We start from the raw sequence: 15,856 nt of genomic DNA, 5'->3' as shown, positions 1-15,856 counted from the left end.
ATGAAAAATGAAACGTGTTCTGTTGCAAAAATGGACTCTTTCCTTGTTCGCAGCCGCATCGGTCTTCGGACTTGCCGCTTGCGGTTCCCAGCCTTCTTCGTCGACACCGTCGCAGCCAGCGCCGCAATCGGCTCCAACGGCCGCAACTGCCGCGCCAGCGGAGCCTGCTTCGGCCAAAGTAGCGGGGACGCTGAGCTTTTACACGTCCCAGCCGGATGCCGACGCGGCTGCTTTGATCGACGGTTTTTCCAAAAAGTATCCTGACGTAAAAGTAGAGCTGTTCCGCTCGGGGACAGAGGAGGTCATCAGCCGCTTGCAGGCGGAGGCACAGGCGGGACAAGTCAAGGCGGACGTGCTATTGGTCGCGGATGCGCCGACCTTTGCCAGCCTGAAAAAACAAGATTTGCTCCTGCCATACGCATCGCCTGAGGCGGCGGACATTCCGGCAGAGTGGAAGGACGCGGACGGCGCGTACACCGGAACAAAAGTGATGGCGACTGTGCTCGCGGTCAACAGCAGCAAAGTCAAGACGCTCCCGGATAGCTGGAAGGTGCTGACCAGCCCGGAGGCGGCAGGCAAAGCGATCATGCCAAGCCCGCTCTACTCGGGAGCGGCGGCGTACAACGTAGGCGTACTGACGCGGCAAAACGATTTTGGCTGGGACTACATTGCCGGGCTGAAGACAAACCAGATGACCGTCACAAAAGGGAACGGCGCCGTGCTCAAAAGCGTAGCGGGCGGCGAAAAAGACTACGGCATGGTCGTCGATTACCTTGTGGCTCGCGCGAAAAAAGAAGGCTCGCCAGTCGAACTGGTGTACCCGAACGAGGGCGTGCCTGTCATCACCGAGCCGATTGGCATCATGAAGGCGACGAAAAACGAGGCTGCGGCAAAAGCGTTCGTCGATTACGTCCTCTCGGAAGAAGGACAAAAGCTCGCCAGCAGCCTTGGCTACACGCCGATCCGCAAAGGCGTCGAGGCACCGGAAGGCTTGCGCGCGCAAGACCAGATCAAGGCGCTTTCTGCGAATATTGACGAGCTGGAAGCAGCGAGAGAAGCGGACAAAAAGAAATTTGGAGAGATGATGGGTGGCAACTAACTGGCAGACGGCGGTGAGCGAGAGGCAGATGGGGGAGCGGCGCAAATTCGCCGCCTCCCTGTCGTTGGACAAGGCGGCTACGTGGATCGTGCTGGTGCCGGTCGCCTTCTTTTTTGTCTATCCGTTGTGGAAGCTGATTGCGCTGAGTGTACAAACAGAAGCAGGGCTGGGGCTGCGGTATTTTGCAGAAGTGCTCGCCAATGCCCGGACGTGGGAGGCGGTCGGACATACGATTACGGCGGCTGGCCTCTCCACGCTCATCTCCATTGGGCTGGGCGTGTCGCTGGCCTGGCTGTGCGCCTATACGGACATACGCGGGAAGGCCGCTATTCACGCCCTCGCTCTGTTGCCGCTGCTCATTCCCTCCTACGTGATGACGTTGGCCTGGACGCAGTTGGCAGGGCCGCAGGGCGTGCTGAACCGGGCAGCGAGCTGGCTTGCGGGAGGGCCAGTCGAGTTGTGGAACGTCTACGGGCTTGACGGCATCGTCGTCGTGATGGGGCTGACTCACTATCCGCTGGTGTACATGCTGACGCTGTCCGTGCTGTACCGGATTCCAAAGGAGCTGGAATGGGCGGCGCATTCCTCTGGCGCGAGTGCGCGAACGGTATTTGCCCGGGTGACGCTGCCGCTCGCCTTGCCGGGCATCACCGGGGGAGGGCTTTTGGCCTTTATCTCCGGGCTGGACAACTTCGGCATTCCGGCATTTTTGGGCATCCCGGAAAACATCGCGGTGCTCAGCACGCTCATTTACGAAGAAGTCATCGGATTTGGGCCGAGCGCTTTTGCGCGGGCGGCTGTCCTGTCTGTCCTGCTCGGCGTAATCGCGCTTGCGGGGACAGGGCTACAGTGGGGGTTGCTGCGAAAAAGCCGCGTCGACCAGACCAGTGCCGAGGACAAGTCGATCCGGCGTTCGCTGGGCAAACATCGGTTGGCAGTGGAGATTGCCGTCGGCGGCTTTTTGCTCGTGACGAGCGTGCTGCCGCTGTTGTCCATGGCGGCAAACGCCTTCGTCAAAGCGTACGGCTTGCCGTTTGTCCCGGAAAATTTGACCTGGAAGCATTTTGCCTTCGTGCTGTTCGACCACGCGGGCACGCGGGGGGCGATCGGCAACAGCCTGATGCTCGCCAGCATGGCAGGTGTCTTGTGCGTTGTGACCGGTACGCTGTTCGCCTATTGGCGCATCCATAAACCGTCTGCGGCGGGCAAAGCGATGGAAGGCGTCGTGGCGCTGCCGTATGCGTTGCCGGGCATGGTGCTGGGGCTGGCGATGATTTTGACCTGGATCGAGCCGATTCCCGGTTGGCAGCCAGGGGTGTACGGAACCGTCTGGCTCATACTGATCGCTTATGTGACGCGCTTTCTCATTCTGCAGGTGAAAAGCAGCACCGTCTCGATCATGCAGGTAGGCAAGGAAGTGGAGGAAGCGGCGCGCATCAACGGCGGGCGTTTCTGGACGAGGTGGCGGCGAATTTTGCTGCCGCTCTATGCGCCGGGGATGGCGACTGGTTTGTTTTTGGTCTTTCTCACCGCCTTTACGGAACTGACGATATCGTCGCTCTTGTGGACGTCCGGTTCGGAAACGATCGGCGTCGTCATTTTCAGCTTTGAGCAGGCGGGCTCCACTACCTACAGCACGGCCCTCTCTACCGTGATTGTAGTGGCTATTCTGCTGGCGCTGGCAGCGGGCAGCCTGTGGAAACGATACTGGCAACGGAGGATCGAACGATGAACAGTGCGCGTGTAGTAGGGGTATCGAAAAAATTCGGCGGTGTGACGGCGCTGCACCAGCTCGATTTACAGATCGGCCAAGGCGAATTTGTCGCCCTGCTCGGGCCGAGCGGCTGCGGCAAAACGACGCTCTTGCGGCTGTTGGCCGGGTTTGAATCGCCGACGAGCGGTGAAATCTGGATCAACAACGAGTGTGTAGCCGATGCCAGCAAGCGTAAGCCGCCAGAGGAGCGGCGGATCGGCATGGTGTTTCAGTCGTTCGCGCTCTGGCCGCATTTGACGGTGTACGAAAACGTGGCGTTTCCTTTGCAGCATCAACAGCAGGTGCCGGAGGCGTTCAGGCAAAACCCGAAGGCGCGCGTAGCGCAGATGCTGGAGATGGTCGGGCTGGGGGGAATGGAGGAGCGCTTTCCGAGCCAGCTTTCCGGCGGGCAAAAGCAGCGTGTCGCCCTGGCGCGGGCCATCGTGTTTAACCCGACGCTTTTGCTGATGGACGAGCCGCTGAGTAGCCTCGACGCAGAGCTGCGCATGCAGATGCGCAAAGAAATCCAGTTCATCCACCGCGAGCTGGGAACGTCGATTGTTTACGTGACGCACGATCAGTCAGAGGCGCTGGCAATGGCGGATCAGATCGTCGTGATGAAGAGCGGCAGAGTCGAACAGGCGGGCACGCCGCACGATATTTACTACGCGCCCGAGTCGCCGTTTGTCGCCAAGTTTGTCGGCAGGGCCAACTTTTTAAAAGGAAGCTGGGCCGCTCCGGGCACGTTTTTGCTGGAAAAGCACGGGGCGCCAGCGCTGCCGATCACCGTTTCCCGCGACTTCTCCGCTTTTTATGCCCAGCAAGTATTGCCTGTGCGCCCAGACCAGCTCAAGCTCTCCGCCTGGCAGCCAGGCGCGGACGGGATTGTCGGGAAGGTCGTTCACGTTCAGTTTCAGGGGCGCGAGCTGATTTATTCGATCCGCGTCGGGGAGGAAGAATGGGAGGTCGTCACCGATATCAGCGAGCGTTTTGCGTATGACGAGCCGGTGCAGGTTGAGGTGTGCTTGTAAAAAAGCGAGGCTTCGCACTGCACGCGCAGGCGAAGCCTTCTGCTTGTTTATCCGGTTACGAGCCAAGCTGTTTTTCCAAATCTTTATCCAGGACGTAAACCTCGATCCGCTCGCCCATCTTCGTGCTGATGTCGCTGTGGCTGGACAGCACTTTGCACCCGGTCAGCTTCTCGACGATTTGTTCCGATTCCTCGCTGTACATTTCGCGCAAAATCTCGCGCATTTCCTTGACGATCCGCCTGCCTTTTTCGTGGCTGGACAGATGCTTTTCCTCGACGGTGAGGACACCTTTGAAGCGAGCGATCACCATGTCAGAGACGATATATGTCTTGGCCTCCTGCGGCCCCCGTCCGATCAGGTCGCGTTGAAATTTGATAAAGGCTTCGCTGATTTCGGCCTCCAGCTTCTTTTTGATCGAGATGGCCAAACGAGATTCCTCCCAAGATTGCTTCGTTGAGCTTAATCTTACTGAGACGGACGGAAGCCTGTCAACAAAGCAAAACTTTGGATCGACAAGGCGGAGAGCGAGCCGGATGATTTTTCGCGAAAATAGGAGAGAACGGATGAAATATAGCGCGCGGCTGAGGCTTGATGCAGCTAAAGCGCTTACATCGATAAAGAATGCGCAAAGCGTGCCAAAAAGCGAAAAACAAGACATTAACAACCGATTATGCCAGACGTATAATGAGACTCGTAACCAACAATTGCAAATCTGGCCTAATCCCGAGGCACTCGGGAACGGAGGACCCAATCTTCTGGGGTTAATTCCACGGTTTCGTGGAAGGGATGAGAGACTCTTTCGCCATCCTACCCGTCAGCTAACTTCGTCGGCTAAAGCGAGGGAGGTCAAAAGACCGCCTGTTTGAGGAGGCCTTTTTTGTTGTCCGTCGGGACGGCGAGAAGGACTTGCTCGAAACGTAATCCGCAGGTCTTTTCGTTTTGCCCAAAAAAGCATACGCTGTTTTTTTGAAAAAGGAAACGGGAGACAAAACGCAAAGAAGGCAAATCAAGTCGGCTGGGCGTTAGGTAGACCAATGAGTACTTTTTCTCCGAAGTAGCGATCGTTTTTCATTTTCATGCCGCTGGATGCGGGCGGGGTTTGCCCGTCTGTCCATCTCTGCCGGCCTGTCGTGACGATCTGCGTGTCGGGGAATGGGTAAGCATTGGTCTATTTTTTTACCCGATTGGCAGGTTTTTTCAGATGAGAAAGCTTGTTCCAAAAGGGGGAGCGAAAGAGGCGATCCGGTTCGATTTTGTTCGTGGGCAGGCGGAGGCAGGGGCCAGAAAAAGAGGATGGCGCGAAAGAAACGACAGGCAGCAGATGAAAAAAGGAGGGGCTTCGAATGGACTTGGTTTCGATATTGCTCTTGGGGCTTGCATTCAGTGCGTTTTTTGCACTCATCCAGTTTTGTGACGCCGTGGTGAGAGAGCAGGGAGGGAAGGGGAAATGATCGTGTTGCTGCTGATTGTGGCTGGACTCTCCCTCTATTTGGGTCACGCATTGCTCTACCCGGAAAAGTATTAGGCGAAAAGGTCGAACGATTCATTTCATAGAGGAAGTAGGAGGAATTGTCCGTGGACTTTATACAAATCTCGCTCGTTTTGGCGGTGCTGCTCGTACTGGCTGTTCCGACGGGGCGCTATCTGGCGCGAGCCTTTTCGCTGGAAGAGACTCGATTGGACCGTCTGTTTGGCGGGGTGGAAAAAGGGATTTACAGGCTGTCGGGGATTCGCGTCGCAGACATGACCTGGAAACAGTACGCGGGAGCGGTTTTGGTCAGCAATCTCGCGATGGGTGCCATTGCCTATGTGCTTTTGCGGCTGCAAGGGGTGCTGCCGGGCAATCCGGGCGGGGTAGCGGCTATGGACCCGTTGCTTTCGTTCAATACGGCTGTCAGCTTTTTGACCAATACCAATCTGCAGCACTACAGCGGGGAAAGCGGTCTGTCCTACCTGTCGCAGATGACGGTGATTATGTACCTGATGTTTACGACTCCAGCCACGGGGATTGCCGTCGTCATGGCGTTCATGCGCGGGCTGACCGGGCAGCGCAGCATCGGCAACTTTTACGTGGACCTGGTGCGGGCGCATACGCGGCTGTTGCTTCCGCTGGCGGTGGTGGTGACGCTGCTCCTGGTGGCGCAAGGCGTGCCGCAGACGCTGGAATCGACGGCGACAGCGACGACACTGAGCGGCGCCGAGCAGCAAATCGCGCGCGGCCCGGTCGCTTCGTTGGTAGCGATCAAGCATCTGGGCACGAACGGCGGCGGGTTCTTCGGGGTCAACTCCGCGCATCCGTTTGAAAATCCGACGCCGTTGACAAACGTGATGGAAATTCTCGCGATGTTCCTGATTCCGGCGGCCTTGCCGTTTACGTTTGGCTTCCTGACGAAAAACCGCAAGCAGGGCTGGATGATCTTCGGGGCAATGGGCCTGATGTTTCTGGCATTTTTGACGCTCGCCTACACAAGCGAGGCCAACGGCAACCCGGCGCTGGAGCGGGCTGGCTTGTCGCAGGCGATGGGCAGCATGGAAGGAAAAGAAGTGCGCTTCGGCATCGCGCAAAGCGCCCTCTATACAGCGGTGACGACGGCAGCTACGACAGGGGCGGTCAACAACATGCACGATACATTGACCCCGCTGGGCGGCCTCGTGCCGCTTGGGGAAATGATGCTGAACTGCGTGTTCGGCGGAGATGGCGTCGGGACGGTCAACATCTTGATGTACGAGATTTTGGCTGTGTTTATCGCAGGCTTGATGGTCGGCCGCACACCGGAATTTCTCGGGCGAAAAATCGAAGGCCAAGAGATGAAGCTGATCGCGATTGCGATTCTCGTTCATCCGTTGATTGTTTTGGCGCCGACGGCAGTTGCGCTCGCGACAGACATGGGCACAGCAGGCATCTCCAATCCCGGCTTCCACGGCGTATCTCAGGTGCTGTACGAGTTTGCCTCTTCGGCAGCCAACAACGGCTCGGGCTTGGAGGGATTGGGCGACAACACTCCATTCTGGAACCTCTCTACTGCCCTGGTCATGCTGGTTGGCCGCTACGTCACCATCATTGTGATGCTGGCGGTAGCGGGTTCCCTGCTCGCGAAAACGCCTGTGCCCGAGACGATGGGAACGTTGCGCACGGACAACAGCGTCTTTCTGCTGATGTTGCTGGCGACGGTTGTGATCGTGGGGGCGTTGACGTTTTTGCCCGTGCTCGCTCTCGGTCCGGTTGCCGAGTGGCTGACCATCCGCTAATACAGAGAAGACGAAGGAGATATTCCCATGAGCAAAACGCGCACGACTGCGCTTCCCAAAGATTTGTACCAGCGGGCCTTTGTCGAGTCCGTGAAAAAGCTGGACCCGCGGGTCATGCTGAAAAATCCGGTCATGTTTGTCGTCGAAGTCGGATTTTTCCTGACGCTGCTGTTGACGATTTTTCCCGACCTGTTCGGCGGGGCATCGGATCGGCTCTACAACGGCGTCGTCAGCCTGATTTTGTTCGTGACCATCCTGTTTGCCAACTTCGCGGAAGCATTGGCGGAAGGGCGCGGCAAAGCACAGGCCGAGAGCCTGAAAAAAACGAAGCAGGACACGAAAGCGAGAAGGCTTGCCAAAGATGGCACGATTCAGATTGTCAGCGCCACAGAGCTGCGGAAGGGCGATCTGGTGTTGGTGGAGGCAGGCGAGTTGATTCCTGCTGACGGCGAAATCGTGGCGGGCATCGCTTCCGTCGATGAATCAGCGATTACGGGTGAATCGGCTCCCGTGATGAAGGAGGCGGGCGGCGACTTCAACTCGGTTACAGGCGGGACGCGTGTTGTGAGTGATAGCATTCGCGTTCGGGTGACGGCTGATCCCGGCGAGTCGTTCCTCGATCGGATGATTTCGCTGGTCGAAGGGGCCAAACGGCAGAAGACGCCCAACGAAATGGCCCTGCATACGTTGCTGGTCAGCCTGACGCTGATTTTCCTGATCGTCTGCACGACCTTGCAGCCGATCGCCAGCTACGCGAACGCGGCTATTCCCGTCGCTACCCTGGTCGCTTTGCTCGTATGCCTGATTCCGACCACAATAGGCGGTCTGCTGTCGGCCATCGGGATTGCCGGCATGGACCGGGTCACGCAGTTCAACGTCATTGCGATGTCCGGAAAAGCGGTCGAGGCGTCAGGCGACATCAATACGATCATCTTGGACAAAACCGGCACGATTACGTACGGAAACCGCATGGCAGCAGAGTTTGTCCCGGTAGGTGCAGGTACGGCCGCGGAGCTGAACCGGGCGGCAGCGCAAAGCTCGGTACACGATGAAACACCGGAAGGCCGCTCGATCGTGGAGCTGGCGAAAAAGCAGGGGCTGTCAGCAAGCGAGCTGGAGCTGCCGGGGTCTCTGGGGGTGGAATTCCGGGCGGAGACGCGCATGAGCGGCACCAATCTGGCAAACGGCGTGCTCATCCGCAAAGGCGCTGTCGATGCGATCAAAGCATACGTGAAGGAGCAAGGCGGGGAGATTCCTGCCGATCTGGACGAAAAGGCAAGCCGGATCGCAACCGCAGGCGGAACGCCGCTGGCAGTGGCGGAGGGCAACGTGATTCTCGGGTTGATTTACTTGAAGGATACGGTGAAGCCGGGTATGCGCGAACGTTTTGAAGAGTTGAGACGGATGGGGATTCGCACCGTGATGTGCACGGGCGATAACCCGCTGACGGCAGCGACGATTGCCCGCGAAGCAGGCGTCGACGACTTTGTGGCGGAAGCGAAGCCGGAGGACAAGATCGCACTGATCCGCAAAGAACAGGCAGAAGGTAAACTGGTCGCCATGACAGGCGACGGAACGAATGACGCGCCTGCGCTCGCCCAGGCGGATGTCGGACTGGCGATGAACAGCGGAACCGCCGCGGCGAAGGAAGCGGCGAACATGGTCGATCTCGACTCCGACCCGACGAAAATTATCGAAGTCGTGGCGATCGGCAAGCAGCTTTTGATGACGCGCGGCGCCTTGACGACGTTCAGTATCGCAAACGACGTGGCGAAATACTTTGCGATCATTCCGGCGATGTTCATGCTGGCGATCCCGCAGATGAACGCCCTCAACATCATGGGGCTGGCTACGCCGCAAAGCGCCATTTTGTCCGCGCTGATTTTCAACGCGCTCATCATCCCGCTTCTGATTCCGCTGGCGATCAAAGGCGTGAAGTACACGCCGATGAGCGCGTCGAAGCTGCTCAGCCGCAATCTCGTCATCTATGGGGGAGGCGGCATCCTCGTCCCGTTTATCGGCATCAAGCTGATCGACCTGCTGCTCGTCGGACTGAACCTTGTGTAAACCCATTGAAAAAAGAAAGCAAAGGTGAATCTGTATGGTCTGGAAAAATCTCCGCTTGTCTCTCGTGTTGCTGCTCATTTGCGGCCTGGCCTACCCGCTGGCGATGACGGCAATCGCGCAGGTCGTCATGCCAGCCAAGGCGAACGGCAGCCTGATTGCCGATGCGAACGGCACCGTGATCGGCTCCGAGCTGATCGGGCAAACCTTCACCGATCCGAAGTATTTCTGGGGCCGCATTTCTTCCATCGACAACAATGCGGCAGGCTCCGGCTCGAACAACTATGCGCCGTCCCATCCAGCCTTGATCGAGCGCGTGCAAAAAGACATCGCCGCTTTTCTGGCAGCCAACCCCGGCGTCAGGCAGGAAGACATTCCAGTCGACCTGCTGACTAACTCCGGTTCCGGTCTGGATCCGCATATCTCGCCGCAGGCGGCTGCCATTCAGGTGCAGCGCGTCGCGAAAGCGCGCCAACTCGACCCGGCGAAGGTGCAGGTGTTGGTTGCGGAGCATACGGAGGGAAGAAGCATGGGCGTGTTCGGAGAGCCGCGGGTGAACGTGCTGAAGCTGAATATCGCTTTGGACCAGTTGAAATAGCAGGAGGGCTGCCAGATGGTCGAGCAGTTTCGCCGAAAGTCCCCGGAGGAAATTTTGCAGTCCATCTCCAACATGCACCGGGGCAGGCTCAAAATCATTTTGGGGGCCGTGAGCGGTTCGGGCAAGACGTACCATTTGCTGATGGAAGGGCAGAGCCTGCGGAAAAAAGGGATTGATGTCGTGATCGCCGCTACCGGAGGGGACGCCTCGCCAAAGCTCGCCCAGATGCGGGAAGGGCTGGAGCAAATTCCCCCTCTCGTCTGGTTTTCGCAGGGCGAGACGCGGCACGATCTCGATGTGCCGCGTATTTTGGAGCGCGATCCCGAGGTCGTGCTGGTCGACGGGCTGGCCCACCGCAATCGTCCCGATGCGCCCCGTCCGACGCGACTCGATGACGTCCGCTATTTGCTCGACCATCAGATCAGCGTGATGGCGACCGTCAATATTTACGAGCTGGCGGGCATGAAGGAGCTGGCGGAGCGGTTGACCCGGACGCAGGTGCAGATCGACCAGTGCGTGCCGGAAGACACGCTGTCGCTCGCGGACGAGGTGAAGCTGTTGGACGTGACCCCGGAAGCGATTCTGAAACGGCTTCAGGAGGACGGATCGGCCACCCGTAGCAACCATCCGCTGTTTCGCAGGGACAATCTGCACGTGCTGCGGGAGCTGGCTCTGCGCTTCGTCGCCACAGGCGTAAATGAAGATTTGGAGGACTACCGCGAGAAGCACGGCATGGTCGGCGCTTCTGGGGCGACGGAGCGAATCCTCGTCTCGGCCCAGTATCATTGGAACGGCTCGATTCTGGTCCGGCGCGGACAACAGGTTGCCAAACGACTCGGCGGAGAACTTTTGGTCGTCTGTTTTCGCCCGTTGCATAAAAAGCTGACCAAGGAGGAAGCGACTTTTCGCAGAGCGATCGTCAAGCTCGTCGATAAAGTGGGCGGGACGTTTGCGGAAGCGCCGTTGCGGCGGGAAACGGAAGTGGCAAGCGAACTGGTCGCCTACGCGATGGCCCGCAATGTGACCCGCATCGTCATGGGGCAGTCCAAGCGAACGCGCTGGGAAGAAATCTGGCGCGGCTCGGTTGTCCATAAAATTCTCAGGCAGACCAAAAACATTGATATTTTGATCGTGGCCGACCGCTCGGAGCGCAACGGGGAGCGGGTTTTGCCAGCCAGGCGAAAAGCTGCGGAAGCCGCCAACCCGTACCGCCGTCTGTCGCAGGCAGAGTTGGAGCAACAGATCGGAAAAATCAGGCGCGGCACTTTGAAGGTGTACGTCGGAGCAGCTCCTGGCGTCGGCAAGACGTACACGATGCTGCGCGAAGGAAACGAGTTGGCCAAAAGCGGCATTGATGTGGTGATCGGGCTGTTGGAAACCCACGGGCGAAAAGAAACCAGCGAGCAGATCGGCGCCCTTCCCCTGATTCCGCGCAAACGCATCCCCTACAAAAACGTGACGCTGGAAGAGATGGACACGGACGAGATTATCCGGCGCAATCCGGAGGTCGTGCTGGTGGATGAGCTGGCTCATACCAACGCACCAGGCAGCGAGCGCGAAAAAAGGTACCAGGATGTAGAAACACTTCTTGCGGCAGGCATCTCGGTGATTGCCACGATGAACATTCAACACCTGGAGAGCTTGAATGACAGCGTGGAGCAAATCACGGGCATCCGCGTGCGGGAGACGGTTCCCGACCATATTTTGCATCAGGCGGACGAAGTAGAGCTGATCGACATTTCCCCCAAGGCGCTGCGGCAGCGGATGCGCGAGGGCAACATTTACGCGCGGGAAAAGGTAGAGCAGGCGCTGGCGAATTTTTTTCGGACGGGAAACCTGATTGCCTTGCGGGAGCTGGCCTTGCGCGAGGTGGCGGACGATGTCGACGAACGGCTCGAAGCGTGGGAGCGGCGAACGCTGCGCGGTCCCTGGCGGCAACGGGAAGTCATTTTTGTCTGCGTCAATCTGCGGGCGGACAGCGAGCGGTTGATTCGCCGAGGCTTCCGTATCGCCTATCGGCTGAAGGCTGTCTGGCATGTGGCGTATGTCCAGGATCACGAGCCGCTGACGGAAGAGGAAGCGGGGCAACTGGCCAAGCTGCGCGGCCTGACCGAGCGGCTGGGAGGACGCTTCGAGCAATACAAGGCAGCGGGGCGGCGCAAAGTTTTTACCCAGCTCATCTTCCACATGAACGAAAAAGGCACGACACAGGTCATCATCGGGCAATCGGCGCGGACGAGGTGGAAGGAAATCTGCGAAGGCTCGGTCGTTCAGCGGTTGCTGCGGGAGGCGCGGCACATGGATGTGTTGGTCGTAGCCGATCAGGCATCTGACAAGAGCTAGAGGAGGAGTAGCATGGGCACAGAAAAAGCAGGACGCTGGGCGAAAAGCCTCCGGGACGCCTACAGCCGTTTGGAGTGCCTGACCGAAGCGTGCGCCCGGCAGGGGCAGGAGGACGAGCGCCAGCGGAGGGCAGAAGCCTTGCTGTTTTTGACGCTTGTGCGGATTTATGTGGAGGAAGAGGAAATTCGTGTTCGGCAAAAGCTCAAGCGCAAGTCGTCCCAGCGCATCTCGCGGGTCATGCATGAGCGGGTCGGGGAGTTTTTGGCGGGGCGACTTGCCGGATTGTCTTTTCAGGTGATGGACGGTCTGCTGTTTCTTTGGAGCAAGGACCAGTTGGTCGCGGCGCTCAAGTGCATTCCCGATCTGGGCAGCTACGACACTCCTTCCTGGAACGCTACCCTGGCCCGTTTTGCCAAGCAGTATCAGAAGCGTTACAAGCTTTCGCCCGACAAGCTGCTGTTTGTGGTCTGCTCGCTCGCCAAAAGCCTGGATGCCGCGCACGCCAAGGAATTGACCGGAATCGAAGTCCGCTGCGGGACGGCGCTGACCGCTCCGCGCTATCAGGAGGCGCTGCAAACGTATGTCAGCAAATGCGTGGCAGCGATGGACGCGATTCCGGCTCCGTTTCAGCAAGTGTATTTTTTGAGTCCGGGCGTCCATCCGAATGCGTTTGCCTGCCACCTGCTGCGAGGCGAGCGCGCCCTCATGCCGGACGGCTGGCTTGCGCCTTCCGTCAGCGAGCTTGTGCAATATATTCAGTCCAGGCTGTGCTATACTGGTGATGATTCCTAGTTCAAAAGCAATGGAGGGACTGTCTATTAACGTAAAAGTGGCTGGTATTCCGCATTTCACGGGAGCGTACGTCTCCGGCACGGAGCTCTCCCCGGATGCGCTACGCAAAGCAGGACTCATCGGGCAATTGCAGCAAGCAGGTCTTGGCGTCGAGGACATCGGGAATGTGCGGCTCCCTGATTACTTGCCCCGTCACAATATTCCGCCAGTTCGCAACTGGCCAGCTCCGCGCATGCTGTGGGACTTGCTGGGCAAAGAGGCGCAGAACTGGTTTGCGTCTGACGAGTTTGTGCTGATGCTGGGCGGAGACTGCGGCCTGATTGTGGGCACGGCTTTGGCTCACCAGGCGCGACATAAAGAAAAGGCGTTTTTGCTGGTCATCGACGGCCATCTCGACGCCGTAGTTCCCTCGGCTTCGCGGTGCATTGGCGCGGCAGGGATGGGCTTGTGGTTTTTGCTCCAGGATCAGGGACAGTGGATCGAGCGCAGCGGCTGGGAGGCAGAGCGAATCCGGCTCGTGGGCTGTCAGCAGCAGCCTGCCGAAGCATACGGGATCGACGTGACGACGTTGGAGCAACTGCAAAAGGACGGCGTGGTTGGTTCCATCGCCCGCATCTTGCAGGCGATTCCGTCCGATGCCCGGATTCTCGTTCATTTTGATGTGGATGTCATGCACAAGGAAGCGATGGCAGCCGCCTATGCGCCAAGCGAGACGGGGCTGTCTTTGCAGGAAGCGGAAGCCTTGCTCGCCGCAGTGCTCGGTGACGAGCGTGTCGTCGCCATGGAAGTGACGGAGTTTTCCGCGCTGCGGGATACGACCGGGGAGCAGGCCGCCAGACTGGTGGAATTGCTCGCTCGCGCATTAGCCACTCGCGTTAAAGGCTCTTTTTCTGCTACACTATAAATATAAGTAATTGCTTATATATGGAGGAGAAGCCGATGTTCAAAAAGCTGATGGCAAAATTCGGTGTAGGAGCGGCAACGGTTGATCTCAAGCTGGACGCCCCTGGCTACCGACTGGGAGAGACGATGACCGGTGTCGTGCGAATCGAGGGCGGCAACGTGGAGCAGCGCATTTCCGAGCTGAGCGCAGTCCTGCTGATGAGAGTGAATTTGCGCGGGCAGGAAGTGACCAAGCAGGTGCAGGTGTACCCGATCAGCCGCAACTTTACGGTACAGCCAAAGCCGTTCGTGCAGGAGATTCCGTTTTCGTTTGAGATGCCGCATGGACTGGCTGTGTCGACGCCAGCGATCCAGTACGCGCTGCAAACCAAGCTCGATGTGGAAATGGCCCTCGACCCGACCGATTTTGACCGCGTCGAGATTTTGCCGCCCGAGCCAGTGGAGCGCGTACTCTGTGCGTTTGACCGCCTGAACTTGCGCCAAAAGCCAGACTCCGGCAAGCTGACGCCGTACGGGCAAGAGTTCTCCTTTTTCCCGGCTGCCAACCTGGGCATTCCGCTCAATGAGCTGGAAGTGGTCTTTTTCACCGCGCCAGACGAGCTGCGCATGCTGGTAGAGCTGGACCTGGCTACAGGCTTTTTGCGCCGCGAGAAGGAGTACAAGGCCGAAATCGTGGTTCCGCAGCAATTGCTCGCAGACGGACAAGAGGAAGAGCTGTCCCGTTATCTGATCGAAAAAATTCGCGAATACGCGAACAATCCGCAAGCGATTCCGTACGTGTCGCTCGCTTCCTACCAACAGGGGCATTACGGACACGGCCACCACGGACATCGCGGCAGCGGCATGGGCGGCATGATCGGGGGCATGGCAGCCGGGTTCTTGGGCGGCATGCTGCTTAGCGAGCTGATGTCGCCGGATGAGGAAATGGCCTCAGAGGATGGCGGCGAGGGCGAAGAGATGGATTTTGACTTTGGCGGATTTGACGAGGAACTGTAAAAGGCATTTCGCATACACATACAGGAAAGAAAGCCATTGCTTGCTGGATGACGGCAGGCGATGGCTTTTTTGTGTGTAGGAATGCAGCGAAAACGGGCGTGATCTCATCGGCACGCCCACTCACGGACTTTTCGTGAAGCGCCGAGCGCTTCGGTGATGAGCCGATCCCTTGTTTGTTTGCACATGAAAAGCCCTTCTCGCGTATATCTAATAGGCAATGGGAAAGAGGTGACCACATATGAGCGGATGGCTCGCACTCCTGCTCGTTTCCCTGGCCATCAGCATGGACAGTGTCAGCGTAGGATTGACGTATGGTTTGCGCAACATGAAAATGCCGTTTTTGTCGCTGGTCGTCGTATCGGGATGTTCTTTTGCCGTTGTGTATGGTGTCATGCTCGTAGGTGCTTCGCTGACGGATTGGCTGACGCCTGAGATTGGCAAGCATATCGGCGCAGCCGTCTTGATTTTGATGGGCTTGTTTACTCTCTGGCGGCTTTTTTCTTCGCGTCAGGGCAGGGGAACGGAGCCGGATTTGCTGCCCGCACAGTCCGGTATGCCGGCGGGTCAAGCAGGCGCGCTGACTGCCGCGAATGGCGAGGCGGCAGTGTCAGCCAGAGAAACGCAGGTAGAGCTGGATCGCACAGTATTAACGCAATTTCGCATTTTCGGTGTCATGATTCAAATTTTGAAAGACCCCTCCAAAGCCGATGCGGACCGTTCGGGTCATATCATGGGCTGGGAGGCGGTTATGCTGGGGCTGGCGCTCTCTTTGGACGCTTTTGGCGCGGGAATCAGCCTCACATTTTTGGGCTACTCGCCACTCGTCGTCGCGTTGTGCATCGCGATAATGAGCGCGCTGCTGCTTGCGGTCGGGCTGGCGATCGGACGGCGTGCGGGAAAAACGAGGTGGCTTGCCCGCCTGACCTGGCTGCCGCCGATTCTGCTCATTTGCATCGGGTTGGCCAAAAGTTTGAAATAACTTCCATTCAAAAATTCGGACCCGTCCTGGAAAAAGGACGGGTTGTTTT

General features: G+C 58.2%; 13 protein-coding genes and 1 riboswitch. Of the genes, 12 read left to right on the top strand and 1 reads right to left on the bottom strand.

Annotated elements, in window-relative coordinates:
• Positions 1–7 precede the first annotated feature (7 nt).
• The 3 genes from M655_RS26330 to M655_RS26320 are packed head-to-tail and all read left to right on the top strand — an operon-like array spanning position 8 to position 3,883.
• The gene (locus M655_RS26330; RefSeq protein WP_005832219.1) at positions 8–1,099 is read left to right on the top strand and encodes an ABC transporter substrate-binding protein; all 1,092 of its coding nucleotides are present in this window, start codon (positions 8–10) and stop codon (positions 1,097–1,099) included.
• On the top strand, positions 1,089–2,831 hold the full coding sequence (locus M655_RS26325) for an ABC transporter permease (RefSeq protein WP_286085936.1): 1,743 nt from the start codon (positions 1,089–1,091) through the stop codon (positions 2,829–2,831). The genes M655_RS26330 and M655_RS26325 overlap by 11 nt, the downstream gene beginning before the upstream one ends.
• On the top strand, positions 2,828–3,883 hold the full coding sequence (locus tag M655_RS26320; RefSeq protein ID WP_005832222.1) for an ABC transporter ATP-binding protein: 1,056 nt from the start codon (positions 2,828–2,830) through the stop codon (positions 3,881–3,883). The genes M655_RS26325 and M655_RS26320 overlap by 4 nt, the downstream gene beginning before the upstream one ends.
• Positions 3,884–3,938: 55 nt before the next feature.
• Here M655_RS26320 and M655_RS26315 read toward each other — a convergent pair whose 3' ends face one another.
• Positions 3,939–4,310, bottom strand: a complete 372-nt coding sequence (locus M655_RS26315; protein ID WP_005832223.1) for a Na-translocating system protein MpsC family protein — start codon at positions 4,308–4,310, stop codon at positions 3,939–3,941.
• Positions 4,311–4,587: 277 nt separating this feature from the next.
• Positions 4,588–4,731: riboswitch (cyclic di-AMP (ydaO/yuaA leader) on the top strand.
• Between the two features lie 620 nt (positions 4,732–5,351).
• Here M655_RS26315 and M655_RS28200 point away from each other — a divergent pair.
• From M655_RS28200 to M655_RS26270, 9 genes are all read left to right on the top strand, one after another.
• Positions 5,352–5,408: a potassium-transporting ATPase subunit F gene (locus M655_RS28200; RefSeq protein WP_353505650.1), complete on the top strand. Its 57-nt coding sequence runs from the start codon at positions 5,352–5,354 to the stop codon at positions 5,406–5,408.
• A 50-nt stretch (positions 5,409–5,458) separates the two neighbouring features.
• Complete coding sequence (kdpA, locus tag M655_RS26305; protein WP_026558309.1) at positions 5,459–7,132, top strand: potassium-transporting ATPase subunit KdpA; 1,674 nt, start codon at positions 5,459–5,461, stop codon at positions 7,130–7,132.
• Between the two features lie 27 nt (positions 7,133–7,159).
• Positions 7,160–9,199: a potassium-transporting ATPase subunit KdpB gene (gene kdpB / locus M655_RS26300; RefSeq protein WP_026558308.1), complete on the top strand. Its 2,040-nt coding sequence runs from the start codon at positions 7,160–7,162 to the stop codon at positions 9,197–9,199.
• Positions 9,200–9,233: 34 nt separating this feature from the next.
• Positions 9,234–9,794, top strand: coding sequence for a potassium-transporting ATPase subunit KdpC (gene kdpC / locus M655_RS26295; protein ID WP_005832230.1), 561 nt, complete (start codon positions 9,234–9,236; stop codon positions 9,792–9,794).
• Positions 9,795–9,809: 15 nt separating this feature from the next.
• Positions 9,810–12,137 carry a universal stress protein gene (locus tag M655_RS26290; protein WP_026558307.1) on the top strand — a complete coding sequence of 776 codons (2,328 nt, stop codon included), beginning with the start codon at positions 9,810–9,812 and terminating at the stop codon, positions 12,135–12,137.
• Positions 12,138–12,149: 12 nt separating this feature from the next.
• Positions 12,150–12,929, top strand: coding sequence for a hypothetical protein (locus M655_RS26285; protein ID WP_005832234.1), 780 nt, complete (start codon positions 12,150–12,152; stop codon positions 12,927–12,929).
• Positions 12,919–13,833: an arginase family protein gene (locus tag M655_RS26280; protein WP_286086040.1), complete on the top strand. Its 915-nt coding sequence runs from the start codon at positions 12,919–12,921 to the stop codon at positions 13,831–13,833. Before M655_RS26285 ends, M655_RS26280 begins: the two co-directional genes overlap by 11 nt.
• Before the next feature lie 35 nt (positions 13,834–13,868).
• A complete protein-coding gene (locus M655_RS26275) occupies positions 13,869–14,828 on the top strand; it encodes a sporulation protein (RefSeq protein WP_005832237.1) in 960 nt (319 codons plus the stop codon).
• A 238-nt stretch (positions 14,829–15,066) separates the two neighbouring features.
• Positions 15,067–15,807 carry an MntP/YtaF family protein gene (locus M655_RS26270; protein ID WP_026558305.1) on the top strand — a complete coding sequence of 247 codons (741 nt, stop codon included), beginning with the start codon at positions 15,067–15,069 and terminating at the stop codon, positions 15,805–15,807.
• The last annotated feature ends 49 nt before the right edge of the window (positions 15,808–15,856 follow it).

Origin of the sequence: Brevibacillus sp. NSP2.1 (assembly GCF_000470975.2) — a bacterium.
GTDB classification, from domain to species: Bacteria; Bacillota; Bacilli; order Brevibacillales; family Brevibacillaceae; genus Brevibacillus; species Brevibacillus agri.
The sequence above is the reverse complement of the archived record's forward strand: the minus strand, read 5'-3'. Positions and strand labels throughout refer to the sequence as shown.

What these genes read in the sequence shown, in the direction of transcription:
- M655_RS26330 (WP_005832219.1), top strand. Translation starts at nt 8, where the DNA reads ATGAAACGTGTTCTGTTGCAAAAATGGACTCTTTCCTTGTTCGCAGCC.
- M655_RS26320 (WP_005832222.1), top strand. Translation starts at nt 2,828, where the DNA reads ATGAACAGTGCGCGTGTAGTAGGGGTATCGAAAAAATTCGGCGGTGTG.
- kdpB (WP_026558308.1), top strand. Translation starts at nt 7,160, where the DNA reads ATGAGCAAAACGCGCACGACTGCGCTTCCCAAAGATTTGTACCAGCGG.
- kdpC (WP_005832230.1), top strand. Translation starts at nt 9,234, where the DNA reads ATGGTCTGGAAAAATCTCCGCTTGTCTCTCGTGTTGCTGCTCATTTGC.
- M655_RS26290 (WP_026558307.1), top strand. Translation starts at nt 9,810, where the DNA reads ATGGTCGAGCAGTTTCGCCGAAAGTCCCCGGAGGAAATTTTGCAGTCC.
- M655_RS26285 (WP_005832234.1), top strand. Translation starts at nt 12,150, where the DNA reads ATGGGCACAGAAAAAGCAGGACGCTGGGCGAAAAGCCTCCGGGACGCC.
- M655_RS26280 (WP_286086040.1), top strand. Translation starts at nt 12,919, where the DNA reads ATGATTCCTAGTTCAAAAGCAATGGAGGGACTGTCTATTAACGTAAAA.
- M655_RS26275 (WP_005832237.1), top strand. Translation starts at nt 13,869, where the DNA reads ATGTTCAAAAAGCTGATGGCAAAATTCGGTGTAGGAGCGGCAACGGTT.
- M655_RS26270 (WP_026558305.1), top strand. Translation starts at nt 15,067, where the DNA reads ATGAGCGGATGGCTCGCACTCCTGCTCGTTTCCCTGGCCATCAGCATG.